The 25,683-nt window shown below is 64.3% G+C and carries 25 protein-coding genes; 17 read left to right on the top strand and 8 right to left on the bottom strand.

Translation table 11 applies throughout. From position 1 onward, the window contains the following. Positions 1–4: 4 nt before the first annotated feature. On the bottom strand, positions 5–412 hold the full coding sequence (locus OIK44_RS12510; protein ID WP_273671087.1) for a hypothetical protein: 408 nt from the start codon (positions 410–412) through the stop codon (positions 5–7). A 292-nt stretch (positions 413–704) separates the two neighbouring features. On the opposite strand from OIK44_RS12510, the gene OIK44_RS12505 reads away from it, so the two are divergent. Beyond that, positions 705–1,460, top strand: coding sequence for a thioesterase II family protein (locus tag OIK44_RS12505; RefSeq protein ID WP_273671086.1), 756 nt, complete (start codon positions 705–707; stop codon positions 1,458–1,460). Positions 1,461–1,477: 17 nt separating this feature from the next. Here OIK44_RS12505 and OIK44_RS12500 read toward each other — a convergent pair whose 3' ends face one another. After that, positions 1,478–2,017: a YbaK/EbsC family protein gene (locus OIK44_RS12500; RefSeq protein ID WP_273671085.1), complete on the bottom strand. Its 540-nt coding sequence runs from the start codon at positions 2,015–2,017 to the stop codon at positions 1,478–1,480. Between the two features lie 407 nt (positions 2,018–2,424). Between OIK44_RS12500 and OIK44_RS12495 the strand changes: the two genes are divergently transcribed. The 5 genes from OIK44_RS12495 (at position 2,425) to OIK44_RS12475 (ending at position 9,159) form a co-directional block, all read left to right on the top strand. Continuing rightward, positions 2,425–4,317 carry a TonB-dependent receptor plug domain-containing protein gene (locus tag OIK44_RS12495; RefSeq protein WP_273671084.1) on the top strand — a complete coding sequence of 631 codons (1,893 nt, stop codon included), beginning with the start codon at positions 2,425–2,427 and terminating at the stop codon, positions 4,315–4,317. A 99-nt stretch (positions 4,318–4,416) separates the two neighbouring features. Further along, positions 4,417–4,686 (top strand): hypothetical protein, encoded by a 270-nt coding sequence (locus OIK44_RS12490; RefSeq protein ID WP_273671083.1) that lies wholly within the window; start codon positions 4,417–4,419, stop codon positions 4,684–4,686. Further along, complete coding sequence (locus OIK44_RS12485; RefSeq protein WP_273671082.1) at positions 4,673–4,975, top strand: hypothetical protein; 303 nt, start codon at positions 4,673–4,675, stop codon at positions 4,973–4,975. The genes OIK44_RS12490 and OIK44_RS12485 overlap by 14 nt, the downstream gene beginning before the upstream one ends. Next, a complete protein-coding gene (locus tag OIK44_RS12480) occupies positions 4,972–6,621 on the top strand; it encodes a PepSY-associated TM helix domain-containing protein (RefSeq protein ID WP_273671081.1) in 1,650 nt (549 codons plus the stop codon). The genes OIK44_RS12485 and OIK44_RS12480 overlap by 4 nt, the downstream gene beginning before the upstream one ends. A gap of 144 nt (positions 6,622–6,765) precedes the next feature. Next, positions 6,766–9,159: a penicillin acylase family protein gene (locus tag OIK44_RS12475; RefSeq protein WP_273671080.1), complete on the top strand. Its 2,394-nt coding sequence runs from the start codon at positions 6,766–6,768 to the stop codon at positions 9,157–9,159. 16 nt (positions 9,160–9,175) lie between these two features. Here the strand turns inward: OIK44_RS12475 and OIK44_RS12470 are convergent, their stop codons facing one another. Then, positions 9,176–9,535: a DUF1428 domain-containing protein gene (locus OIK44_RS12470; RefSeq protein ID WP_273671079.1), complete on the bottom strand. Its 360-nt coding sequence runs from the start codon at positions 9,533–9,535 to the stop codon at positions 9,176–9,178. Between the two features lie 173 nt (positions 9,536–9,708). Then, complete coding sequence (locus OIK44_RS12465; protein WP_273671078.1) at positions 9,709–10,197, bottom strand: Lrp/AsnC family transcriptional regulator; 489 nt, start codon at positions 10,195–10,197, stop codon at positions 9,709–9,711. Between the two features lie 127 nt (positions 10,198–10,324). Between OIK44_RS12465 and OIK44_RS12460 the strand changes: the two genes are divergently transcribed. From OIK44_RS12460 to OIK44_RS12425, 8 genes are all read left to right on the top strand, one after another. Then, positions 10,325–10,930 (top strand): LysE family translocator, encoded by a 606-nt coding sequence (locus OIK44_RS12460; protein ID WP_273671077.1) that lies wholly within the window; start codon positions 10,325–10,327, stop codon positions 10,928–10,930. 209 nt (positions 10,931–11,139) lie between these two features. Further along, a complete protein-coding gene (locus OIK44_RS12455) occupies positions 11,140–12,096 on the top strand; it encodes a sugar ABC transporter substrate-binding protein (protein ID WP_273671076.1) in 957 nt (318 codons plus the stop codon). An 80-nt stretch (positions 12,097–12,176) separates the two neighbouring features. Next, on the top strand, positions 12,177–13,700 hold the full coding sequence (locus tag OIK44_RS12450; RefSeq protein WP_273671075.1) for a sugar ABC transporter ATP-binding protein: 1,524 nt from the start codon (positions 12,177–12,179) through the stop codon (positions 13,698–13,700). A 20-nt stretch (positions 13,701–13,720) separates the two neighbouring features. Next, on the top strand, positions 13,721–14,743 hold the full coding sequence (locus tag OIK44_RS12445; RefSeq protein ID WP_273671074.1) for an ABC transporter permease: 1,023 nt from the start codon (positions 13,721–13,723) through the stop codon (positions 14,741–14,743). After that, entirely contained in the window at positions 14,740–15,693 is a 954-nt protein-coding gene (gene rbsK, locus OIK44_RS12440) for a ribokinase (protein WP_273671073.1), read from the top strand. Before OIK44_RS12445 ends, rbsK begins: the two co-directional genes overlap by 4 nt. Then, positions 15,690–16,085, top strand: coding sequence for a D-ribose pyranase (rbsD, locus tag OIK44_RS12435; RefSeq protein ID WP_273671071.1), 396 nt, complete (start codon positions 15,690–15,692; stop codon positions 16,083–16,085). Before rbsK ends, rbsD begins: the two co-directional genes overlap by 4 nt. A gap of 35 nt (positions 16,086–16,120) precedes the next feature. Then, on the top strand, positions 16,121–17,125 hold the full coding sequence (locus OIK44_RS12430) for a LacI family DNA-binding transcriptional regulator (RefSeq protein WP_273671070.1): 1,005 nt from the start codon (positions 16,121–16,123) through the stop codon (positions 17,123–17,125). Positions 17,126–17,632: 507 nt separating this feature from the next. Further along, positions 17,633–18,046 (top strand): VOC family protein, encoded by a 414-nt coding sequence (locus OIK44_RS12425; RefSeq protein ID WP_081611886.1) that lies wholly within the window; start codon positions 17,633–17,635, stop codon positions 18,044–18,046. Positions 18,047–18,308: 262 nt separating this feature from the next. On the opposite strand, the gene OIK44_RS12420 is transcribed toward OIK44_RS12425, so the two are convergent. Beyond that, positions 18,309–18,710, bottom strand: a complete 402-nt coding sequence (locus OIK44_RS12420; protein WP_273671069.1) for a MerR family transcriptional regulator — start codon at positions 18,708–18,710, stop codon at positions 18,309–18,311. Between the two features lie 61 nt (positions 18,711–18,771). Beyond that, entirely contained in the window at positions 18,772–19,209 is a 438-nt protein-coding gene (gene fur / locus OIK44_RS12415; protein ID WP_273671068.1) for a ferric iron uptake transcriptional regulator, read from the bottom strand. A gap of 465 nt (positions 19,210–19,674) precedes the next feature. Here fur and dnaK point away from each other — a divergent pair, with 465 nt between their 5' ends. The 3 genes from dnaK to OIK44_RS12400 all read left to right on the top strand — a co-directional run bounded on the left by dnaK (position 19,675) and on the right by OIK44_RS12400 (position 23,083). Further along, positions 19,675–21,573, top strand: a complete 1,899-nt coding sequence (gene dnaK, locus OIK44_RS12410) for a molecular chaperone DnaK (protein WP_273671067.1) — start codon at positions 19,675–19,677, stop codon at positions 21,571–21,573. A 206-nt stretch (positions 21,574–21,779) separates the two neighbouring features. Beyond that, entirely contained in the window at positions 21,780–22,394 is a 615-nt protein-coding gene (locus OIK44_RS12405) for an OmpW/AlkL family protein (RefSeq protein WP_273671066.1), read from the top strand. 140 nt (positions 22,395–22,534) lie between these two features. Beyond that, positions 22,535–23,083 carry a gamma carbonic anhydrase family protein gene (locus OIK44_RS12400; RefSeq protein WP_273671065.1) on the top strand — a complete coding sequence of 183 codons (549 nt, stop codon included), beginning with the start codon at positions 22,535–22,537 and terminating at the stop codon, positions 23,081–23,083. Here the strand turns inward: OIK44_RS12400 and OIK44_RS12395 are convergent. Next, positions 23,080–23,997 (bottom strand): acyl-CoA desaturase, encoded by a 918-nt coding sequence (locus tag OIK44_RS12395; protein WP_273671063.1) that lies wholly within the window; start codon positions 23,995–23,997, stop codon positions 23,080–23,082. The genes OIK44_RS12400 and OIK44_RS12395 overlap by 4 nt on opposite strands. 221 nt (positions 23,998–24,218) lie before the next feature. Then, entirely contained in the window at positions 24,219–25,649 is a 1,431-nt protein-coding gene (locus OIK44_RS12390; protein ID WP_273671062.1) for an aldehyde dehydrogenase family protein, read from the bottom strand. Positions 25,650–25,683 lie beyond the last annotated feature (34 nt).

Genomic DNA, 25,683 nt, shown 5'->3' with positions numbered 1-25,683 from the left:
ATCCTTATCGGCCCACCACCGAGCGCGGGACGTTCGCGGCGACACGGGAATCGAGCACCTCGACGTGATAGCCGGCTTTTTCGGCGGCTTTGGTCAGCTCGCTCACCGTCATTTCAGGAAACAACTCGGTAAAGCGCCCGACCAGTTCGGACTTGATATTGAGCAGGGCTGCGGCGCTCAGTGCCGCTTTCTGTTTCTGCTCGATGTTCGGCGTGGACATGATGTGATTGAGCATCAGCAGCCCGAGGGCCTTGTCGCCGGCCGCCACATCCTTGGTGGGAACCGCGTCGTTGTTCTCCACCGTGGCGACCAGGCGCAGGGCGGCCGCTTCGAAGTGGCCGAGGTCCGGCGCATGTGAACGGTCATATAAACTACCGAAGAATTTTTTCGCATCGTCAACTTTCAGAGCCATGCTAACCTCCATCAGGGTTTGGGATGAACATTTCGCACGCGACAATACGCTGGAACACGGAATGCCGCGGCGACTCCTAAGCGTTCATTTTCGGCGGAGGGCCGCTGTTGGTCTTGTGCTAAGTCAAAGTAAAACGGCGAACCATTGGCATGCCGGTAAAGCCCCTTTTTTATTGCAACTCTGTATATGTTGTCATAAATCTGTTAAATTGCTTGCGTAAAATATATGTTGAAATCGCCACTATGCGTCGGCGATGCGCGCGTCTTCCATTCCGTTTAAGCGAAAGCGATCTATGCACACCACCCCCTGGCTGTTGCGTCAAGCCGGCCCCCAGCGGCGCATGCGCCTGTTTTGTTTTGCTTACGCGGGCGGCAATGCCGCCAGCTTCATGCCGTGGCAGGCCGAATTGGACGTGGACATCGAAGTGTGCGCCGTGCAGTTGCCGGGCCGGGGCGGGCGCTTCGGCGAGGCGCCGTACACGTCGATGAGCGAGCTGGTCGAGACGCTCGCCGGCGTCGTCGGCGCGCATGCCGACCTGCCGTTCGCGTTCTTCGGCCATAGCCTAGGCGCCTTGCTGGCGTTCGAGCTGGCGCGGTATTTGCAGCGCCACCAGCGGGCCATGCCGCAACAGTTGATCGTTTCCGGCTGCAACGCGCCGCAGATGCGCAACCCGTCCGCCAATCTGCATTTGCTGGGGGACGCGGCCTTGATCGAGGAGCTGCGCAAATACAATGGCACGCCGGCCGAGCTGCTCCAGCACCGCGAATTGATGGAACTGTTGTTGCCGAGCATACGCGCCGATTTTTCGCTGGCCGAAACCTATGTGTATCAGCCCGGCGCGCTGCTGGACCTGCCGATGACGGCGCTGGCCGGCCGGCGCGACCCGCGCACGTCGGCGGAGCAGGTCGAGGGATGGCAAAAGGAGACGAGCAACATCTGCCGCGTCGAATGGTTCCAGGGCGACCATTTCTTCCTCAACCCGGAACGCGCCGGGGTGCTGGAAGTATTGCGCGCGGTGCTGGCCGAGGTCCAGTGTAGCCCCTGCTAGCGGCCGCGCCCGGAACCTCAGGCGAGGGTCAGCGGGGCCACAGCGGCCTGGGGCAGCCGCTTCAACAGCGCCGGAGCGAGGAAGATCTTGGTCTTCCGGATGCCCGCGCCCATCACGAGATATTGGCGGTCCATGACGGCCTGGTCGATCAGGATGCGCATATCGCCAGGCAAGCCAAACGCGGTAATGCCGCCAAATTCCATCCCCGTGATCTCCGTCGCCACTTCGCGCTTGGCGAACGACAAGCGTTGCGCGCCCAGGCATTGCTTGACCGCGCCGTTGACGTCGAGGCGGTTGGAACCCAGCGTGATGACGGCGGCATAGTGCTCCGCGCCATCTTTCTTGTAGCGAAGCACGATGGTGTTGGCGCAGTCATCGAAACTGAAGCCATAGCGTTCGCTGAACTGGGCGGTGTCGGAATCTTCGTCATTGACGGCGAACACCACGACTTCCTGCTCCAGCAATTGCGACGCAACGGTGTGCGGCAGATGGTCGGCGTGCTGCGCCGAAGGGATGACATCGAATTTGAACTGCTGTGCTATTTCAGAAAGAATCATCGCGAGTCACTAGGTTATTTGTCAATCCGCTATGCAAGCGGGCGCAGCCGTCGGCGGCCATGGCGATTATAGGGCTACATTGAAAAGTAAGTTTGTGCTGCGGAAAGCAGCGCTGCCCGGAGCTTGATTAAGCTTGAGCGGACGGAATGCGGCAAGCAAGCTCGCCGCGCTAAGCCCGTCAGCAAGGCGATATTGTTCATGTATTAATACATCCAGTTTTCCAAAGGCATTGATTGTTGCCTATATAAATTTGTTTTACTTCAATATTTCTTGCAAATGCAAATAGGAATCAGTATCATTGCGATTAGTATTCTTATAAATTTAAAACAAATAAACGGGTGAAGTTGATGTCATTTACAAGAAAAATTATTGTTGTCGCAATTGCAGGTATCGGTTTTGAATCCGCCTTGGCCGCCGAAGCTCCCCAGCAGGCCGAGATGCAGCAGGTGGTGGTCACCGCGACGCTGCGCAATCTGACGGCCGCGGCCGCTCCCGCCTTCACGACCGTCGTCACGGCGGAGGATATCGCCAAGTCGCCGGTCAACAGCCTGGCCGACCTGCTGCGCGAAACGGTGGGCGTGAACAACCAGAGCGACGGCACCGGCCGCGATGAAATCCAGATTCGCGGCTTGAGCGGCAAGTACACGCTGATGCTGGTGAACGGCAAGCGCATGTCCTCGGCCGGCGCGCTGTGGCGCGGCGGCGATTTCGATTTCAGTTCGATTCCGCTGAGCAGCATCAAGCGCGTGGAGATCGTGCGCGGCCCGATGGCGGCCCTGTACGGCTCGGACGCGATCGGCGGCGTGGTCAATATCATCACCCACGCCCCGACGGCGCAGTGGAAGGGCACGCTGTCGAGCGAGTACCGCACCGTCGCGTCCGGCGACGAGGGGCAGCAGTACCGCCTCGGCGCGACCACGTCCGGCGCCATCAATGACAGACTGAGCCTGTCGCTGACGGGCGAGGTGTATGACCGCCAGCCCTGGTATCTGCGCTCGGCGGCGGATACGACGCGCCCGGTCAGCCTGGAAGCGAAGAAAACCAAGAACCTGATGGTGGCGGCCAGCCTGAAGCTGTCGGAAACGCAAACCGTCGACCTGGATGTGGCCTATAACAACGATCAGCGTCCGAGGGGCTTGTATTACTACTCCTATAACGCGGCGCGGAAATCCGAGTCCCGGGATTACCGCGAAACGGAAAACACCCGCACGACGTTCGGCGTGACGCATAAGGCCCTGTGGGATTGGGGCAGCAGCACGGCGAACGTCAGCCATGAAAAATCGGATATCGAGGATTTCAACACCCGCTACAAGGCGCCGCAGCGGAACAGGTTGTCGGAAGAAAATACCTACGCGAAGATGTATGCGAATTTCACGCTGGGCGGCAATACGCTGGCGGCCGGTGTGGATTTGCGCGAGCAGACCATCAAGGATGCGGTCAACTATCGGAAAACCGGCAAGATGAACAGCCGCAACTCGGCCATTTTCGTCGAGGATGAAATCGCGTTGAGCAAGGAGCTGGCGCTGACGCTGGCCGGGCGCATGGATAAAAATAATAACTTCGGCAGCCATTTTTCGCCGAAGGCTTACCTGGTGTATCAGCTGAATAATGCCGTGACGCTCAAAGGCGGCGTCAGCCAGGCATTCAAGGCGCCGGACGCTTATCAGTTAAGCATAGAGAACAGCACGATCAGCTGCGGCGGCGCCTGCCAATTGGCCGGCAATCCGAATTTGAAACCGGAAACCAGCACGAACTACGAGGCCGGCATCGAGTTTCACCAGAAGGGCTGGAACCTGACCGCCGTTGGCTTTGACAACAAGGTCAAGGACATGATCGTGGCCGTCTACAACCCCGTTGGCCCGTCGAAGAATTGGACCAACGTCGCCAGCGCCAAAACCCGCGGCATCGAGCTGCAGGCGGAGGTCGACCTGAGCGCCGACGTTTCCGTCAGCGGCAATGTGACCCGCTTGAAGGCCGATTATATCGACGAGACGGGCCGCGAAACCAAGCTGGAAAATCGTCCGAGCAGCATGGGCCACGTGAGCCTGAATTGGAAGTTCTATCCGCGCATGCAGGCTTCCCTGTCGGCCAGTTATACCGGCAGCCAGTATTACCAGGCGCAAGAGCTGCCGGGCTACACGCGCTACGATCTGGCCCTGTCTTCGCGTCAGATCGACAACGTGGTGTTGCGTTTTGGCGTGAAAAACCTGAGCAATGTGGTGCTGGAAGATAAGCACAAGGGTTTCCTCGGCGCGGAATTGGGGCGTAACTATTATGTCAGCGCCGCCTATTCCTTCTAAGGCGTCTTGCTGAAATGCCCGCCCCGGCGCCGATGCGGCGGGGCGGGCATTTGCACACCTGGCGCTGTCATTCAGTTTCAATCCATAAAGGAAGCGTTTGTGACCATTTTGTTTGTCGTCCTCATTCTCGCCGCTTGTTGCCTGCTCTACCTGAGCCACCGGCATCAGGGCTGGCTGGCGCAGCCGCTGGCGGCCCGGCCCTGGCGCTGGGTCGGCCTGCTGCTGCTGCTGCTGGCGCTGGCCTGCGGCTTGCGCAGCTTCAGCACCATCGCCGCCGTGTTTGCCTGGCTGGCGATACCGATGCTGGTGTTCAGCGTCCTGCCATTTTTTTCCTTATTGATACAACGGGGCCGTCGTGGAGAATCGTAAGCAGCCCATCAGCAAAGACTGGTGGAGCAAGACCCTGGCCGGCGCCGTGCTGGGATGGACGCTGGCGCTGGCGCTGGCCGGCCTGTTTGCCTGGTTCGGCCCGGACGGCATCGCCGCGCCGCAAAAGTCGCAATTCGTCATGTGGATGATTGCGCCCATTTGGATGCTGGTGTTTAGTTTTGTGTATCTGTTCCGCAGCGGCGCGCGCGCCGTGCTGTGGCTGGCGGCCGCCAATCTGCTGGCGTATGCCCTGTTATATCTTCTTCCTCCGATGTTGAGCCAGCCATGAAAATTCGCAGCGATATTCTCCGTATTTATCAATCCCTGCATACCTGGGTCGGCATAGGCGCAGGCATGCTGTTGTTTATCGGCTTTTTCGCCGGCGCGCTGACGATGTTCAAGCAGCCGCTGGACCGCTGGGGCAGCGCGCCGGCACAGATGCTGCGGCCGGTGGCCGCCGACAAGCTCGATACTTTGGTGCGCGAGGTGCTGGTCGCGCATCCGGCCGCGCGCAAGGGATTCACGCTGCACCTGAGCCAGCACGAAAACGTCGCCGCGCCGGTCAGCTGGAGCGCCGGCGCCGGCGGCCGCGAGCTGGACGTGGCGGGGAAGCGCTGGCAGGCGACGCTGGACGCCTCCGGCAAGCTGCAGGCGCAGCAGCAGTTGCCGTCGCTGCTGGCGGAATTGATCGACATGCTGCACCGCACGGGCGGCATCCCCGGCACGCTGGACGGCGAATACCTGGGTGGCTACCTGATGGGCGTGGCGGCCATCATGTATTTCCTGGCGCTGGTGTCGGGCGTCATCTTGTTGCTGCCGACCATGATCAAGGACTTCTTTGCCTTGCGTCCGGGGAAAAACCGCAAGCGCTTCTGGCTCGACGCCCATAATGTGCTGGGCATCGCCAGCCTGCCTTTCCATATCGTGATCAGCCTGACAGTGGTGGTCTTCGCCTTCCATGACCAGTTTTACGACAGTCTGGCCAAGGTGGTCTACCGGGAGCAGCCGATGTTCGCGCCGCCGCCGCCGCCGGCCGCCAAGCCCTACGCGGCCGTCGACATGTTGCCGGCCACGACCCTGATCAAGAAAGTGCAGGACGTCGCGCCCGATTTCGTCATCACCGAGATGTTGTTCATGCGTCTGGAAAGCCCGCGCCCGATGATACGCGCGGCGGTGGCCAGCCCGCGCCACCTGACGCACGGCGCGGAAGCCGGTTATGTGATGGTCCATCCGTATAGCGGCGTCGTCGACACCAACATGTTGCCGGGCAAGGAGGGCACATGGAGCGGCCGGGTTTCGCCGTTCTTCGCCCTGCATTTCGGCAGTTTCGCCGGCAATACGATGCGTTGGGTGTATTTCCTGTTCGGCATCAGCGGCGCCTTCCTGTTCTATACCGGTAACCTGTTGTGGGTGGAAAAGCGGCGCAAGAACCAGGGGCGCAATCCGGCGCCGCTCAGCCAGACGCGCGCGACCATGTTGATGGCCGCCGCCACGGTGGGTATCTGCCTCGGTTCGGTGGCGGCCGTCGGTTTCACCATCGTTGCGGGCAAGTGGTTTTATGCGTCGTCGGGCAATATCAACAGCACCTATATGAGCGTCTACTACAGCGTCTTCCTGGCGGCCGTGGCCTGGGCGTTTTGGCGCGGCGCGGCGCGCGCGTCCGTGCATTTGCTGCTGCTGTGCGCGCTGGCCGCGCTGGCCATTCCGCTGACTTCGCTGGCCGCCGTGTTGCTGCCGTCGCTGGGGCTGTGGGCGCATGGCAGCGCCGCCAGCGTCGGCGTGGACGTCGTGGCCTTGTTGTGCGCGCTGCTATTCCTGTACGGGGCGCGCCGCACCGCGCAGCGCGTCGCGCACGGGCCGGCGGACAGCGTTTGGTCCGTCGAGGCCGCCTCCGCCCAGCCGGCCGGCGCCGGCGCCCGGGGGCAGGAGGTGTAACAGCCGCGATCCGCCCCGCCAACAGCGGGGGCGGATCGCGGCGCCGCCGGCCTTGGCCACTCCGGCATCAATTTTCCGCTGTTCCGATGTACCATAGCGGCTCTTCCCGGTTGAACCCACAGGAGTCCCATGCGGAAAAGTGCGATGAAGGTCTGGTCCCGGCGTGTTGTGCTGGCGCTGCTGGTGTTGCTGGCGGCGCTGGCGCTGGTGCTGTACCTGTTCTTGCGCGGCAGCCTGGCGCGGCTGGACGGCAGCCAGGCCGTGGCCGGCTTGCACGGCAGCGTCAGCGTGGCGCGCGACGCCCGCGGCGTGCCGCTCATCAGCGGCGGCAACCGCCTCGACGTCGCCTACGCCAGCGGTTTCGTGCAGGCGCAGGACCGCTTCTTCCAAATGGATTTGCTGCGCCGCGTGGGCGCCGGCGAGCTGGCCGAGTTGTTCGGGCCGCGCGCGCTGGAGCTCGACCGGGCGCGCCGTCTGCACCGTTTCCGCGCCCGCGCCGAACTGGCCGTGAAGGCCATGCCGGCCGAGCAGCGCGAGTTTCTTGCGCGCTATGTCCGCGGCGTCAACGACGGCCTGGCGGCGCTGTCGGCGCGGCCCTTCGAATATGCCTTGATCGGCGTGCAGCCGCGTCCGTGGTCGGTGGCCGATTCGCTGCTGGTGGTGTGGGCGATGTATTTCGATTTGCAGGGCGGCCAGGCGCCGCGCGAACTGGCGCGCGGCTGGTTGAAGGAGCACAGCAGCGCCGAGCAGCGGGCCTTCCTGCTGCCGGAGGCGACGCAGTGGGACGCGCCGCTGGACGCGGAGCGCGTCGCCGCGCCCGCCATGGCCATTCCGCCGACGGCGCCGGCGTGGTGGGGCAAGCCGCGCGCGGCGGACGCGCCCAAGCTGGCCGCCGCCGAGTTTCTCGATGCCGTGGGCAGTAACAACTGGGCGCTGGCGGGCAGCCGCAGCCAGGACGGCGCGGCCATCGTCGCCGACGACATGCACCTCGGTATACAGTTGCCGAACACCTGGTATCGCGTGGCGCTGCAATTTCCCGACGCGCGCGGCGGCGTGCGGCGCATGGCCGGCGTGATGCTGCCGGGCGCGCCGCCGCTGCTGGCTGTCGGCAGCAACGGCCACGTGGCCTGGGGCTTCACCAACAGTTATGGCGATTACCTCGATCTGGTCGAGCTCGGCGTGGACGCCGCCAAGCCCGGCCAGGTGCGCACGCCGGCCGGCTGGGAGCGCCCGCAGGCGCATGAGGAAACGATACTGGTCAAGGGCGCGCCGGCCGACAAGCTGCTGGTGCGCGAGACTTCCCTGGGGCCGCTGCGCGAGGTGGCGGGGCGCAGTTACGCGATCCACTGGGTGGCGCACGCGGCCGAGGCCGTCAATCTGAATCCGCAGCAACTGGAGTCGGTCGACACGCTCGACGAGGCGCTGACGGTGGCGGCGCGCATGGGCGTGCCGGCGCAAAATTTCGTTGCCGGCGACGCCGCCGGCAATATCGGCTGGACCATCGCCGGGCCGCTGCCGCGGCGCGCCCAGGCGGGGCTGGCCACCAGCTTCCCGCTGGAACCCGGCGGTTCGGTGGCGTCCTGGCAGGGCTGGCTGGCGCCCGTCGAATACCCGCAGGTGCGCAATCCCGCCGACGGCCAGTTGTCGACCGCCAACAGCCGGCAATTGATGGGCGCCGACGCCGACTTGCTCGGCGACGGCGGCTACGACCTGGGCGCGCGCAGCCGCCAGGTGCGCGACGGCTTGAGCGCGCTGGGCGCGAAGACCGATGTGCGCAGCGTCTACGACGTGGGGCTGGACGACCGCGCGATCTTCCTGTCGGGCTGGCGCGACCGCGCCATCGCCGCGCTGGATGGCGGCGCCATCGCCAACCGGCCGCAGCGGGCGCAATTCCTGGAATTGCTGAAAACGGGCTGGAGCGGCCACGCCAGCGTCGATTCGGTCGGCTACCGCCTCACGCGCGGCTTCATGTACGCGCTCTACGACCTGCTGTTCGAGGGCGCCAACGGCGAGCTGGCCAAGCTCGACGACAAGGCCAGCGTGGCCGGCGCGACCTCGCGCTGGCCCGTCGTGATCGGGCGCCTGCTCGACGAGCGGCCGGCCGGCTGGCTGCCGGCCGGGCACGCCAGTTGGCAGGCACTGCAACTGGCCGCCGTCGACCGCGTCATCGCCGACCTCGGCAAGGACGGCAAGCCGCTGGCGGCGGCGACCTGGGGCGAGCGCAACACGGCCGCCATCGCCCATCCGATCAGCGCGGCCGTGCCGTGGCTGCGGCGCTGGCTGGCCGTGCCGGCCGACATGCTGCCGGGCGATAACCACATGCCGCGCGTGGCCGGCCGCAACTTCGGCCAGTCGGAGCGGCTGACGGTGTCGCCGGGCCGGGAAGAGCTGGGCGTCTTCAATATGCCGGGCGGCCAGAGCGGGCATCCGCTCTCGCCGTATTTCCTGGCCGGCCACGCGGACTGGGTTGCCGGGCGGCCGACGCCGCTGTTGCCCGGCCCGGCGCAGCACACGCTGACGTTTACGAAGGCCGATTAGCGCCTGCTGCGCCCGCTCACAGGTCGATGCGCATCTCGAAGCCGCCGTAGATCATGCGCTTGCCGTCGAAGGGCAGGTTCTCCGGCTTCATCATGTCGGCCATGCGCGGGTCCGACATCACCTTGTCGTTGACGGCGTCGCGCCTGGCCCGCGATTCGTAGACGATCCACGAGAACACCACCGTCTCGCCGTCTTCCAGGTTGACGCTTTGCGGGAAGGACGTCAGCTTGCCCGGCTTGACGTCGTCGCCTATGCACTCGCGGAATTCCAGCGCGCCGTGTTCGCGCCAGATCGCGCCGCAGCGGCGCGACATATCGAGGTAGGCATCCAGGTTTTTCGTGGGAAGCGGGACAACGAAACCATCTACATAGGCCATGTTGATACTCCTTTGATTGGATTGCTGGAAGATGCGGCAGCCACCGTGACAGGCGTGGCAGGCATCAGTATAGACCTGGCGGAGCGGCGGAAAATTCCGGCAATGCAGAGAAATGATGATGCAGATCGAAGCCGGCGGCGGCTTCCGGCCGGCGCTTCGGCGTTGCCGGCGCCTTAATTCTGCCTTCCCGGCATGGGCAGGCGGTTCGACGATTTGATTTCGCGCATCGACAGGCTGGAGTGGATCTCGGCCACGCCCGGCAGCCTGCGCAGCACGGTGGAGACGAAGTCGCCATAGCTTTCGATGTCGCGCGCGACCACTTGCAGCAGGTAGTCCGATTCGCCGGTGACGTTGTGGCAAGACAGTATCTCGGGAATGCGCTGGATCGCCTCCTCGAACTGGTGCGGCTGCTCGCCCGCGTGGTTGGCGAAGGTGACGCGGACGAAGGCGACCAGGCCGATGCCCAGCTTCTTGCGGTCGATGACGGCCTGGTAAGCCTTGATGTAGCCCTCGTCCTCGAGCCGGCGCAGGCGGCGCCACACCGGCGTTTCGCTCAGTTTGAGGCGCTCGGCCAGGCGGGCGTTGGACAGCCGCCCCTCGTCCTGCAACAGCGCCAGGATGCGCAGGTCCACTTCGTCCAGTTCGTTATATGAGTTTTTCATCTAATGATATGCGTAATTTTAGTGGAATCTTCTCATAACTATGCCACGCGGGGCAGAAATAGCAAGCACATTTCAGCGCCCCGGTTCGATAATGAAGCCATTGTTATAGCCCTTCAGCGGAGTCATTATGGATACGTCCACCTCGATCATGTACCTTGCGGCCCTGGCCGGTGTGTTCCTGTTGCCGGGGCCGGATATGGCGCTGGTCATCGCCACGGGAGCGGCGCGCGGCGCCGGCATCGCGCTGGTGACGGCGCTCGGCATCGCCGCCTCGCGGGCGATGCATGTGTTGATGTCGGGCCTGGGCTTGGCGGCGCTGATGGCGGCGCATCCGGGGGCCTTGTCCCTGGTGCGCTGGGGCGGGGCGGCGTATCTGGTGTATCTGGCGGTGAAGATGCTGCGGGCCAATCTGCAGCTCGACACGGTCGCCGACGTGGCGCCGAAGGCGGGCGCCTCGTTTGTGCGCGGTTTCCTGACGAATTTGCTGAACCCCAAGGCGCTGCTGTTTTGCAGCTTGTTCTTGCCGCAGTTCGTCAGCGCCGGCGGCGCCTCCGTGCCGATGCAGTATTTGTGGCTGGGCACGCTGCTGGTGCTGACCGGCTTGTTCTTCGACGCGCTGTATGCCTTGCTGGCCGCGCGCATCACGCGGCGGATGAAGTCGAAGTCGGGGATGGGCAAGTATGTGTTGCCGGCGGTGTTTGTGGTGCTGGCGGGGCGCCTGGTGGCGAGCTGAGGGGAAAAGCCGGGGCCTGGCCCCCGGCGGCCGGGGCGGACTTCGGGGCGGCGCCCCGGTCCCGGGAATAGTTGCACGGAAAGAAACTCTTGACACTGCGGGGCTGTCCGCGATCTAATACGCAAACGATTGCGCAATCGTTTGCGTAGGTTTTTTTGGTCTGTACGGCGCGATTTCTTAGACAATCATCTATTCTGGAGATACCCCCAATGAGCAGCATTTCCCTGTTTTCCAAATCGATCGCCGTGGCGGCCGCAAGTTTGTGTATGGCGATGCCGTCGGCCCAGGCCAGCGCGGAGAAGCCGCGCGTCGCATTGGTGATGAAGTCGCTCGCCAATGAGTTTTTCCTGACGATGGAAAACGGCGCGAAGGCGCACCAGAAGAAGAACAGCGACAAGTACGAGTTGATCACCAACGGCGTCAAGGACGAGAGCGACACGGCCGGCCAGATCAAGCTCGTCGAGCAGATGATTATTTCCAACGTCGACGCGATCGTCATCGCGCCGGCCGACTCGAAGGCGCTGGTGGCCGTCGCCAAGCGCGCCATCAACGCCGGCATCGTCGTCATCAATATCGACAACCAGTTCGACGCCGCCGCCCTGAAAGAGAAGGGCATCACGGTGCCGTTCGTCGGCCCGCTGGACCGCAAGGGCGCCGAGCAGGTCGGCGACTATCTGGCCAAGTTCATCAAGGCCGGCGACAAGGTCGGCATCATCGAAGGCTTGCCGACGGCGAACAATGCCAAGCTGCGCACGGCCGGCTTCCAGGACGCGATGAAGAAGGCGGGCGCGAAAGTGGTCAGCCTGCAAACTGGCGAATGGGAAATCGACAAGGCCAACAAGGTGGCCGCGGCGATGTTGAGCGAAAATCCGGACATCAAGGCGCTGCTGTGCGGTAACGACAGCATGGCCATCGGCGCCGTCGCGGCCGTCAAGTCGGCCGGTCTGACGGGCAAGGTGCGGGTGGTGGGCTTCGACAATATTTCGGCCGTCGCGCCCATGCTCAAGGATGGCCGCATGACGGCGACCGCCGAGCAGCACGCCGACAAGCTGGCCATCTACGGCATTGAAAACGCGCTGAAGTTCCTGAAGGCGAAGACGCCGATCAAGACGCTGGGCGGCATCGTCGAAACCCCGGTCGATTTGGTGGCCGGCAGCAAGAAGTAAGCGTTGCGGGCGGGCCGCCGGCCCGCCCCCCTCAAAAAAACGGGGCCGGACCCCGTTTTTCTATCCGTTAAGAATATCCCATGACTTCCTCTATTGAGCCCTTGTTGCAAATCAACGGGCTGTCGATGTCCTATGCCGGGCCGGTGTTGCAGGATGTGCATCTGAGCCTGTATCCGGGCGAGGTGCGCGTGCTGGCCGGCGAAAACGGCGCCGGCAAGAGCACGCTATCGAAAATCATCTGCGGGCTGGTGACGCCGCTGGCCGGCAGCATGACGCTGGACGGCGCGCCGTTCGCGCCGGCCTCGCGCGCCCAGGCCGAGGCGCGCGGCGTGCGCATGGTGCTGCAGGAGCTGAGCCTGGTGAACACGCTGACCGTGGCCGAGAACCTGTTCCTGCGCAAGCTGCCGCGCCGCTTCGGCTGCGTCGATTACACCGCGCTGAATGCCGCCGCCGCCGCGTGCATGGCCCAGGTCGGCCTCGGCGCGCTCGACCCGGCCACGCCGGTGTCGCAACTGGGCATCGGCCAGCGCCAGATGATTGAAATCGCCGCCAACATCAGCGCCGACTGCAAGGTGCTGATACTCGACGAGCCGACGGCGATGCTGACCGGCCGCGAGGTCGACCTGCTGTTCGTGCAGATCGAGCGTTTGAAGGCGAAGGGCGTCGGCATCATCTACATTTCCCACCGGCTGGAAGAAACCAAACGCATCGCCGATACGATTTCGGTGCTGCGCGACGGCGTCGTCGTGGGCACCCACGCGGCCGCCGACATCAGCATTCCCGAGGTGGTCAAGCTGATGGTCGGGCGCGAGGTGGGCGAGCGCCTGGACCGGCCGGCGCCGCAGCCGAGCGCCATCTCGCTGAAAGTGGCTGGCCTGTGCCGCGGCGCCGCGGTGCGCGACGTCAGCTTCGAGGCGCGCGGCGGCGAGATTTTCGGCATCGCCGGCCTGGTCGGCTCGGGCCGCACGGAGGCGCTGCGGCTGATCTACGGCGCCGACAAGCGCGACGCCGGCCGCATCAGCGTCAACGGCACGGAGCGGGCCATCGCCTCGCCGTTCGACGCCGTGCGCAACGGCATCGCGATGGTGTCCGAGGACCGCAAGGAGCAGGGCTTGCTGCTGCCGCAGTCGGTGCGCGTCAACACCACCTTGAGCGGCATCGCCCAGGTGGCCAGGGGCGGCTGGCTGAGCCGGGCCAAGGAGGGCGGCATCGCCGAACGCATCGGCAAGCTGATGTCGCTGCGCGCCAGCTCGGTCGAGCAGCCGGTCGGCCAGCTGTCCGGCGGCAACCAGCAAAAGGTCGCCATCGGCCGCTGGCTGCACCGCGAATGCGAAGTGATGCTGTTCGACGAGCCGACCCGCGGCATCGACGTCGGCGCCAAATTTGAAATTTACAAGCTGATGGCGGAGCTGGCGGCGCAGGGCAAGGCGCTGGTCGTCGTGTCCAGCGATCTGGTCGAGCTGATGCTGCTGTGCGACCGCATCGCCGTGATGAGCGCCGGCAGGATGGTGCGCACCTTCGCGCGCGACGAGGCCAGCCAGGACGCGATCATGGAGGCCGCGTTCAGCGGCTATGTGGATGCGGCGGCGTCGGCGACGCCTTAATAATAGTGAAAGATAATCCAATGACGACTCAAACAATCGCGGCGGCAGCGCCGCACTCCCAGCCGGGCGCGGCCAAAGGCGGCCAGCCTTCCTCCCTGTGGCTGCGGCGCGCCAAGGAATACCTGGGACTGGTGCTGGTGCTGGCCGGCATGGTGGTGTTTTTCGGCTACGCCAGCAAATACTTCCTGAGCATGAAAACCTTCAACACGATCGCCAACCAGATCCCGGCGCTGACCGTGATGGCCGTCGGCATGACCTATGTGATGATCATCGGCGGCATTGACCTGTCCGTCGGCTCCGTGCTGGCCCTGTGCGGCGGCGTGCTGAGTCTGGCGATGGTCGACTGGGAACTGGGCTTCATGCCGGCCGCCGCGCTGGCGCTGGCCGTCGGCTTCCTGTGCGGCATGGTCAACGGCCTGATCACGGTGACGTGGTCGGTGCCGTCCTTCATCGTCACGCTCGGCATGCTGGAAGTGGCGCGCGGCTCCGCCTACCTGGCCACCGACTCGCGCACCAAATACATCGGCGGCGCCGTGTCCTTCATCAACGACCCCATCGTCGGCGGCATCTCGCCGGCCTTCCTGCTGGCCATCCTGATCGTCGTCGTCGGCCAGCTGGTGCTGTCGTACACGGTGTTCGGCCGGCACATGGTCGGCATCGGCACCAACGAGGAGGCGATGCGCCTGGCCGGCATCCGCACGCGCCCCACCAAGGCGGCCGTGTTCGCGCTGCTCGGCCTGCTGGCCGCGGTGGCGGCGGCCTTCCAGGTGTCGCGCCTGGAGGCGGCCGACCCGAACGCCGCCGCCGGCATGGAGTTGCAGGTGATCGCCGCCGTCGTCATCGGCGGCACCAGCCTGATGGGCGGGCGCGGCTCCGTCGTCAACACCTTCATCGGCGTGCTGATCATCTCCGTGCTGGAGGCGGGCCTGGCGCAGATCGGCGCCAGCGACCCGGCCAAACGCATCATCACCGGCACCGTCATCGTCATCGCCGTCATCGTCGACATGTACCGCAACCGCATGATCGCCCGGAGCGCGGCATGAGCGGGCCGCGCATCACCGTCGTCGGCAGCCTCAATATGGACCTGGTGTTCCGCACGCCGCGCATGCCGCTTGCCGGCGAAACCATCTCCGGCCACGCATTCCGCCAGATCCCCGGCGGCAAGGGCGCCAACCAGGCCGTCGCCGCCGCCCGCCTGGGCGGCGCCGTGACGATGCTGGGCCGCGTCGGCGACGACGCCTTCGGCCGGCAATTGCGCGACTGCCTGCTGGCCGACGGCATCGACGCCAGCCAGGTGCTGGCGCAGGCCGGCATGGCCAGCGGCGTGGCCGGCATCCTCGTCGACGACGCCGGCAGCAACAGCATCGTCGTCACGCCCGGCGCGAACATGGCGCTGACGCTGGAAGACGTCGAGGCGCTGGCGCCGACCATCCTGGCGTCCGACCTGCTGGTGTGCCAGCTTGAAACGCGGCTGTGCGCGGTGATGCGGGCCATCGAGATCGCCAAGCGCGGCGGCGTCAAGGTGGTCTTCAACCCGGCGCCGATGCAGCCGCTGCGGGCCGACTGGCTGGCGCTGGTCGACTACCTGATCGTCAACGAAACGGAAGCCTCGCAACTGAGCGAGATCGCCGTTGTCGACCGCGCCACGGCGCGCCAGGCCGCCACCAAGCTGCTGGCCATGGGCGCCGGCAGCGTGCTGCTGACCATGGGCGGGCAGGGCGTGTTCGTCGCCGGCCAGGGCGACAACAGCCGCATGCTGGCGGCCGTGCCGGTCGAGGTCGTCGACACGACGGCGGCCGGCGACACCTTCGTCGGCGCCTTCAGCGTCGGCATCGGCCAGGGCCTGGGCATCGTCGAGGCGGCCACGGCGGCGCAATACGCGGCCGCGCTGACCGTCACCAAGCTGGGCGCGCAGACCTCGATCCCGACGCGCGCCGAGGTCGAGCAATTCATCGCCAGCCGCGCCGCGCGCGCGCCCGTGGAGGCGGCATGAAGAAAACCCCTTTGCTCAACAGCGCGCTGTCGCAGCTGATCGCCGGCATGGGCCACGGCGACATGCTGGTCATCGGCGACGCCGGCCTGCCGGTGCCGCCGCAGGTGCCGTGCATCGACCTGGCGCTGACCAAGAACATTCCCGGCTTCCTCGACACGCTGCGCGTGGTGCTGGCCGAAATGGAAGTGGAAAAGGCCATCGTCGCGCAGGAGACGGCGCTGGTCAGCCCGGCCATCGACGCCGGCATCACCGCGCTGCTGCCGTACACGCCGCTCGACCCGGTGCCGCACGAGCAGTTCAAGCAGCTCACGGCCAAGGCCCGTGCCATCGTGCGCACCGGCCAGTTCACGCCCTACGCCAACATCATCCTGGTCGCCGGCGTGGTGTTCTGAAGGTGGCATAATCCGGCCGGAGAAAGGCGCGACGCATGGCAACAATGAAACAGGTGGCGGAACAGGCGGGCGTCTCGACGACCACGGTTTCCCACGTCATCAACAACACGCGCGTCGTCAGCGAAGACGTGCGCGCGCGCGTGCAGGCCGTCATCGAACAACTGCGCTACGTGCCCAGCGCCGTCGCGCGCAGCCTGAAGAACGACCGCACGCACACGCTCGGCATGATGGTGCCGAACAACTCGAACCCTTATTTCGCCGAGGTGATACGCGGCATCGAGGACGCCGCCTTCAAGCTCGGCTATAACATCATCCTGTGCAACTCCTACGACGATCCGGGCAAGCAAGTGGCCTACATCCGCGTGCTGATGGAGAAGCGCATCGACGGCCTGATCCTGGTGTCGTCCGGCACCGACCCCGAGCTGAGCCGCTTCCTCGCCGGCGACCGCATTCCGGTGGTGCTGGTGGACCGCGAAATCAGCGGCGTCGCGGCCGACTTCATCGAGTCCGACCACGAGCAGGGCGGCTACATGGGCGCCAAGTATTTGCTGCAACTGGGGCACCGGGCGATCGCCTGCGTGGCCGGGCCGGAAAAACTGCTGACCAGCCGCGAGCGCGTGGCCGGCTACCGGCGCGCGCTGGACGAGGCCGGCGTCGCCTTCCGCCCCGAGTGGCTGCTGCACAGCGACTTCACCAGCGCCGGCGGCCACCAGGCATTCCGGCAACTGCTGGCGCTGCCGCGGCGGCCCTCGGCCATCTTCGCCAGCAACGACCTGATGGCCATGGGCGGCATCTGCGCGGCCAGCGAGGCCGGCGTGGCGATTCCGGCGCAACTGTCGGTGCTCGGCTACGACGACATCGCGCTGGCCGCCTACAGCAACCCGCCGCTGACGTCGATCGGCCAGCCGAAACAGGAAATGGGCGCGCTGACGGCGCGCATCCTGCTCGAACGCATGCTCGACCCCGGCCTGCCGCTGCGGCGCGAACTGCTGCGGCCGGCGCTGGTGGTGCGCAAATCGACGGCGCCGTTTACCGGCTAGGTGTAGCGGCTCGCGTTTGAAACCGGTCATGCTCGCATGTGACGCCGGTTTCGGCTCGAATTAACTGCAAATGATGGACGGCCCGTGCTCACGCTATCTGCAAATGAGCTTGCAATCGACGGGGCTGGCTCGCATTCCATGGTCGCTGGCTCACGCTAACTGCAAATACCGGAAGGTCATGAATATCGTCTCGTTGAGGTCTAGACAATCGGGCGACGATGTCTCAAATGTACCCCATCAACCCATGCGAGACGCGAAAAATGTCTCGATAGCAGTGCCACGCACGGGTGTACCTTAACGGCACGGGCGCACGGCCTGCCGGAACAGCTATGAGCAATGCGACGTGCCGGCGGATGGCGGGAATCGAACAGGACAGTGCCGGACCGGCTATGTCTACCGCAGGGCTTGAGGTATATACAGTGTTAATGTCTTGCTATTAATACTGTATGCATGTACAGTTAATATGCGTCAATCGCACACAACAATCTACCTCAGGAGTAACTCACCATGCTTGACCACATGACTTTCCGCGTGACCGATATTGGTCGTGCTAAAGCGTTTTACAGCGCGGCACTTGCGCCATTGGGCTACAGCGTATGCTTCGAAGGCAACTACGGCGTGAACATGTTGGGGTTTGCTTACCCTGACTCCTCTGAGCCTGACGGAAAAAAAGCCGATGTATGGTTCATCGATGGCCCATCACCATACGGGGGCCCATCAGCGACTACCGGCTGCCACCTAGCATGGCGGGCAGAAGCTCGTGCGCAAGTGGATGCTTTTTACCTCGCAGCGATCACCGCTGGAGGAAAAGACAATGGTGCCCCCGGCCTCCGCCCAGACTATCACCCTAACTACTATGGTGCCTTTGTCATTGATTTAGAAGGCAACAACATTGAAGCAGTGTGCCACCAACCAGGATGAGTAGCGCTCAGTGATTACGCGTGAACGGCCGGGTATTCAGGCTGCCGAAAACGCCGAGCGCATTCGGGTCGCAGGAAGTGCAGACATGGACCTTCATTTGCAAATAGCGCGAGCACGTTGTCATTGAATGCAAGCAAGCCCCGTCGATTGCAAGCTCATTTGCAGATAGCGTGAGCATGGAGGTCCCGTCGTTTGCAGTTAATTCGAGCCGAAAACCGCATCTAATGCGAGCCCGTTTGTTTTCAAACGCAAGCCGTTACAGCTAGGCGGCCGGCGTCGGGCTTGCGGCGCGCCGCGCCCGGGCCGGCGCGGCCTGGCCTCGCGCCGCGCCGCCGAGGCAGGCGTCGATCTCCGCCAACTGGCTGTCGAGCTGCTGCAGGCGAGCGATCTCCTCGCTCACCTGGGCGCGTCTGCGCCCGACCTGGCGCGCCAGGCCGGGCCAATCCGGTTTGCCGGCGCGCTGCAGGAAGGGGCGCAACTCGGACAGGCGGAAACCGAGCGCCTGGGCCAGCCTGATCAGCTTGATCTGGCGCACCTCGTCGTCCGAATACACGCGATACGAACCGGAACGCGTGACCTCGCCCAGCAAGCCCAGCGATTCATAATGGCGTATCGCTTTCGGCGACGCGCCCGTCAGTTTGGAGATGCCTCCGATATACATCATATTTCCTCGCATGGGGCGTGCATATAAGCGCACGGTGGGCAAGGCCAGGCGGGCCGGCCTGTCAAAGCTTGCTCAATAACTGCTTCTGGCGCGTGCAGACGGCGCAAGTGCCATACAAGGACAGCGCATGCTCGTGCAACACAAAACCCCGTTCGGCGGCGATCTCGTCCTGGCGCCGCTCTATCCCCTCATCGACGAACTCATCGACCTGGCCGCAAATCGTGCAGACCAAATGATCGTGGTGGGTGCCCTCGTTCAACTCGAAGACGGCGTGGCCCGACTCGAAATGGCGGCGAAACAGAATGCCGGCCTCGGCGAACTGCATCAACACCCGATAAATCGTCGCCAGACCGACATCTATCTTCTCCGTCAACAGAAAACGGTAGACATCATCGGCGCTCAAATGCTTGCCCTTACCCTCCTGAAACAACTGCAAAATGCGCAGCCGGGGGATCGTCACCTTCAGGCCCGATTCACGCAACTCTTTCAGAATATCCATTCTTCACCTTTCTGCGTCACCTGCCAAAGCGGCAATTCATAATTCGTAATGATAATCATTATTATTCTCATTTGCAACGAGTGCTTTCAAGAACTAATGGGGTCAGGTCTAGACATGGCGGTTTTACTTGATTGCGCAAGTAAAACTGCCATGTCTAGACCTGACCCCAGCAGTGAAAGTCACGCTGTTTGTTGATGCAGATCTGTCTTTGCGCTGTTGGGCGCCGATTGGGCGGTGCGCGCCTTTCTTTTTGAGGCGATGCGGGTATGTTGGATTTTTTCGCGTTGGGGGGCGGGCCATGGCGGTGTTGTCAGTTGGGCGGGGGCACGGTGTGCCGGGCGAACCGCCGCCGCCCGCGCCGGAGCCTGTGGTGCCCGTTTCCGAACCTTTGTTGCCGCCGCGCGAGCCCTTGCTGCCGCCGACTACGCCGGCGCCCCTTCAGCGCCATTATTTATGGGAGGGTGTATGGGGAAGTTGATCGGTATCGATCTCGGGACGACGAATTCTTGCGTCGTCGTGATGGAGGGCGGCCAGGCGAAGGTGATCGAGAACGCGGAAGGGGCGCGCACGACGCCGTCGGTGGTCGCCTATCAGGATGAGGCCGAGGTGCTGGTCGGCGCGCCCGCCAAGCGTCAGGCGGTGACGAATCCGCAGAATACTTTGTATGCGGTGAAGCGCTTGATCGGCCGTAAGTTCGATGAGGCGGAGGTGCAGAAGGATATCCATTTGATGCCTTTCCAGATTATCCGCGCCGATAACGGCGACGCCTGGGTCGCGGTGCGCGGCAGGAAGCTGGCGCCGCCGCAGATTTCCGCCGAGGTGTTGCGCAAGATGAAGCGCACGGCCGAGGATTATCTGGGCGAGGCGGTGGCGGAGGCGGTCATTACGGTGCCCGCCTATTTCAACGACGCCCAGCGCCAGGCGACCAAGGACGCCGGCCGCATCGCCGGCCTGGATGTGCGGCGCATCATCAACGAGCCGACGGCGGCGGCGCTGGCATTCGGGCTGGATAAGGCTGCCAGGGGCGAGCGCAAGATCGCCGTGTACGACTTGGGCGGCGGCACTTTCGATATTTCCATCATCGAGATTGCCGAGGTCGAGGGCGAGACGCAGTTCGAGGTGCTGGCCACGAACGGCGATACGTTTCTCGGCGGCGAGGATTTCGATCAGCGGGTGATCGACCACGTCATCGCCGAGTTTAAGGGCAGTAGCGGCATCGATCTGGGCAGGGATCCGATCGCTTTGCAGCGCATCAAGAGCGCAGCCGAGCGCGCCAAGATTGAGTTGTCGTCGACCCAGCAGACGGATATCAACGAGCCGTATATCGCGATGGCCGGCGGCGCCCCGGCGCATTTGACGCTGCGCCTGTCGCGCGCCCGGCTGGAGGGGCTGGTCGAGGATTTGATCGCGAAGACGATAGAGCCGTGCCGCGTCGCGCTGAAGGACGCCGGCCTGGACGTCGGGGCGATCGCCGATGTGATCCTGGTCGGCGGCATGACGCGCATGCCGAAGGTGCAGGAGTATGTGCGCGAGTTCTTCCGCAAGGAGGCGCGCAAGGATGTCAATCCGGACGAGGCGGTCGCCGTTGGCGCGGCGATCCAGGGCGCGGTGCTGGCGGGCGAGCGGACCGATTTGCTGTTGATGGATGTCACGCCGCTGTCGCTGGGCATCGAGACGCTGGGCGGGGTGATGGCCAAGATGATCCCGAAGAACACGACGATTCCGACCCGCTACAGCCAGGTGTATACGACGGCCGAGGACGCGCAGCCGGCGGTGACGGTGAAGGTGTTCCAGGGCGAGCGCGAGATTGTCGCCGGCAATAAGTTGCTGGGTGAGTTCAATCTGGTCGGCATCGCGCCGGCGCCGCGCGGCTTGCCGCAGATCGAGGTGGCCTTCGACATCGACGCCAACGGCATTTTGCATGTGAGCGCGAAGGATAAGGCGACCGGCAAGGAGAACAAGATCACGATCAAGGCGAACTCCGGCCTGACCGAGGCGGAGATCGAGAAGATGGTGCGGGACGCGGAGGCGAACGTGGCGGACGATCTGCGCGTCAAGGAGCTGGCGCTGAGCCGCAACGCGGCCGACGCGCTGGTGCATACGACGCGCAAGTCGCTGGCCGAGTATGGCGGTCGGCTCGACGCCGCCGACAGGGACGGGATAGCGTCGGCCATCGCGGCGCTGGAGGCGGCCGTCAGGGACAGTGACAAGGCCGGCATCGACGCGCGCATCGCCGCCTTGCAGGCGGCGGCGCAGAAGCTCGGCGAGAAAGTGTATGCGCAAGGGCAGGGCGCCACGCCGCCGCCGGGCAAGCCGGACGAGGGGCCGGTCGACGCCGACTTCAAGGAGGTCAAGGGCGACTAGTCCGGCCTTGGCTTGCCCGTTCTTTCGGCAATGAATGCGGCGAGATTGGCCGGTGCGCGTCCCCCCATCACCTATTCTGATCGTTCTTGTTGAAAAAAGTCACTTTCTGATCGAGATCTGGTGATTTTTGATATAGATCAATGATTTTTGCGCGCTGCACAAATAAACTTCGTGACGTTACTTAACGACATGAAGAGGGAAATAGAATGAAGAAGGCAACTGCAGCGGTAATGGTTTTCGCAGCACTGGGTTTATTTGCTGGTCAAGCAATGGCGCAAAAAAGCCCTTGGCTGGTGCGCGCACGCGCGGTGCATATCGACCCGGCCAATAAATCCGATCCAGTTGGCGGTACCGGCGCTTCCGATTTGATAACTGTCAGCAGCAAGACCATTCCAGAAATCGATATTTCGTATTTCTTTACACCGAATATCTCGGCCGAATTGATTTTGACCTACCCGCAAAAACACGATGTTATGCTGGGCGGCACCAAAATCGGTACGTTCAAGCACCTGCCACCTACGCTGTCGGCACAGTACCACTTCATGCCTGACGCGCAAATCAATCCTTACCTTGGTGCCGGTATTAACTACACCAATATTTCCGGCGTCAGCCTGATAAATGGCCTCAAGCTGGAAAGCAATAGCTGGGGTCTGGCATTGCAAGCCGGCGTCGATTTTAAAATCGATAAAAACTGGTCGGTTAATCTGGACGTGAAAAAAGTACAGATCCGCAGCGATGTAATGGCCGCAACCGGCACGAAAATCAGCCGCGTGAAAGTCGACCCTGTGCTGATCGGCGTGGGTGTGGGTTACCGTTTCTAATTCAGTCTCCACTGAATTAACCGTCCGGCCATTTGGCCGGATTTTTTTGTGCGCTGCAATCCGGTTTGCCGTTACAATTTGCTTTCGGCTCAGGCGCGTCCGGCGCCGCCTTGTCCCTTTTCCGCATCCAGGATTGTTCTATGCCCATCAGCCCCTACCTTGACAGCACCCCGCAACTGGCGGAGCGCGTGTATTTGCACGATACGGCCCAGGTCATCGGCGACGTGCGCATCGGCCGCGACAGCTCGGTCTGGTGCAACACGGTGTTGCGCGGCGACGTCAACCACATCCGCATCGGCGTGTGCAGCAATATCCAGGATTTCGCGATGGGCCATGTGTCGCACAAGAGCGCGGCCAAGCCGAACGGCTCACCCTTGCTGATCGGCGATTACGTCACGATCGGCCATTCGGTGATCTTGCACGGCTGCAGCATCGGCGATGAATGCCTGATCGGCATGGGCAGCATCGTCATGGACGATGTCGTGATCCACAAGCAGGTGATGGTCGGCGCCGGTAGCCTGGTGTCGCCGGGCAAGGTGTTGGAAAGCGGCCAGTTGTACGTCGGCCGTCCGGCCGTCAAGGTGCGCGCATTGACGGCGGAGGAGATCGCCTACCTGAAGTACTCGGCCGAGCACTATGTGCGCGTCAAGAACAATTATCAGGCCGGCGCGCCGGCCGCGGCCGCCTAGCGTTCTTCCAGCGTCAGCAGTTCCGGCCGGTGCGGCAAGTCCGCCGGCAGGCGCAGCGCGCTGGCCAAGCCGATGCGCCGCAGCATCAGCAGCACCCACCAGCCGGGGTCCCATTCGCCGGGGAACAGGCCCAGCTTCGCCGAGCCGGGAAAGGCGTGGTGGTTGTTGTGCCAGCATTCGCCCATGGTGATCAGCGAGGCGAAACGGATATTCCGGCCCTGGACGGCGGCGCCGTCGACGCGGAAGTGCATGGCGCCGTGGTTGTGCGCGAAGTAGCCGATCAACCAGTGGCCCAGCACGCCGGCGCTGACGCGGGCGCACACGCCCCAGAAGACGAAGCCCCAGCCGCCCCACAGGAAAAACAGCAGGGCCCACGGCAGTTGCTGGGCCATCCAGGTGCGTTCGAGGAAGCGGTAGAAGCGGTCTTGCGCGATCGCCGCTTCGATGTGGATGGCCGGCGGCTCGGCCAGGCGCAGCGTGCAGTGCAATTGCCACCAGGCGTCGCGCCAGAAGCCGCTGCCGTGGCGCAGGTAGGCGTGGCAGTGCCGCAGGCGCTGCGCATAGTCGCGCAGTTCGTGCTGGCGCAGCAGCCCCAGCGGGCCGGCCAGGCCGACCAGCACCCCCAGGTAGACCAGCAGGTATTCCAGCCATCCCGGGCACTGGAAGCTGTCGTGTATCAGCTTGCGGTGGCTGCCCAGCGAGTGGCCCAGCAGCAGCACGGTGGCGGTGGAGGCAAGGAACAGGAGCAGGGCCGGCCAGCTGAAGGTCAGCGCGCCGCCGATCAGGGCCGCGCCTGTCATGCCGCTGAACCACAGCGACAGGGCCGGCGCGTAGCGCACGCTGCCGATCAGTACGCTGTCGCCGTCCGTGGCCCGGGCGCGGTGCCAGTCGAGTCCCACCGGAAGGCCGCTCATGGATGGACAGTGGTTTTTTTGGGTTTGGCGAGCGTTTGCGATTCCCGTTCCAGCGGCCGGGCCGCCGGACAAATCTCGAAGAAGAAGTTACTCAGGGTGCTCACCAAGGTTGGCGCCGTTCGGGCGGTGAATGTGCGCCTAGCTTAAGGGCTGGCGGCTGTGCGGTCAAGCGCCGGCGACGCGCGCGCCAAGCGATGCCTGACACGCCGCGCCGCGCTTGTTCAGACGCCGCAGTAGGCGGTTTTGACGGTGGTGAAGAACTCGGCCGCGTAACTGCCCTGTTCGCGCGCCCCGTAACTGGAGCCCTTGCTGCCGCCGAACGGCACGTGGTAGTCGACGCCGGCCGTCGGCACGTTGACCATCACCATGCCGGCCTGCGCGGCCCGCTTGAAGTGGGTGGCGTGTTTCAGCGAGCTGGTGCAGATGCCGCTCGACAGGCCGAATTCGCTGTCGTTGGCCAGCGCCAGCGCGTGTTCGTAGTTGTCGGCCGGGATGACGCAGGCGACGGGGCCGAAGATTTCCTCGCGGCTGATGCGCATGTCGTTGCTGCAGTCGGTGAACAGGGCGGGGCGCAGGTAATAGCCGTCGGTGGCGCGCTGCAGGCGCTCGCCGCCGAAGGCCAGCGTGGCGCCCTCGTCGCGGCCGATCTGGATGTAGCCGAGGTCTTGCTCCAGCTGGCTGGCGTCGACCACGGGGCCGATGTCGGTGCCGGCCGCCAGCGCGTCGCCGATGTTCAGCGCCGCCAGTTTTTCCCGCACGGCCGCGACGAAGGCCGGGTAGATGCCGGTTTCGACGATCAGCCGGCTCGACGCCGTGCAGCGCTGGCCGGTCGAGTAGAACGAGCCCTGCACGGCGCAGTTGACGGCGCCGGCCAGGTCGGCGTCGTTGAGCACCACCAGCGGGTTTTTGCCGCCCATTTCAATCTGCACCTTGGCCATGCGCGCGATGGCGGCCTGGGCCACTTTGGCGCCCGTCGCGGCCGAGCCGGTGAAGCTGATGGCGTTGACGCGGCGGTCGCCGAGGAAGGCTTGGCCGACGACGCTGCCGCGCCCCATGACGAGGTTGAACACGCCCGGCGGCAGGCCGGCGCGGCTGATGATGTCGGCCAGCGCCCAGGCGCTGCCGGGCACCAGTTCGGCCGGCTTGAACAGCACGCAGTTGCCATACGCCAGGGCGGGGGCGATTTTCCACGCCGGGATGGCGATCGGGAAGTTCCACGGCGCGATGATGCCGACCACGCCGACCGGTTCGCGGCTGATTTCGACGTCGAGGTTGGGGCGCACCGAGGCCAGCTTGTCGCCGCGCAGGCGCAGGCATTCCTGGGCGAAGAATTTGAAGATGGCGCCGGCGCGCGCGGCCTCGCCTATGCCTTCGGGCCGGGTCTTGCCCTCCTCGCGCGACAGCAGGGTGCCCAGCTCTTCCTTGCGGGCGAGGATTTCGCTGCCGATCTTGTCGAGCGCGTCGGCGCGCAGCTGGATGTTCGACAGGGCCCAGGCGGGCGCGGCGGCCGCGGCGGCCGCGATGGCCAGGCCGGCCTGCTGCGCGTCGGCCTGGGCGTAGTAGCCGATGATGTCGCTCGTGTCGGAGGGGTTGATGTTGGCCGAGGCCGAGACGCCGTCGACCCAGGCGCCGTTGATGTAGTTTTGCTTCATGCGTTCTCTTCATCCAGGGATGCGCCGTCGGCGA

Source organism: Janthinobacterium fluminis (assembly GCF_028595325.1).
Taxonomy (GTDB): Bacteria; Pseudomonadota; Gammaproteobacteria; order Burkholderiales; family Burkholderiaceae_D; genus Janthinobacterium; species Janthinobacterium fluminis.
This window is presented reverse-complemented; position numbering and strand designations above follow the sequence as displayed.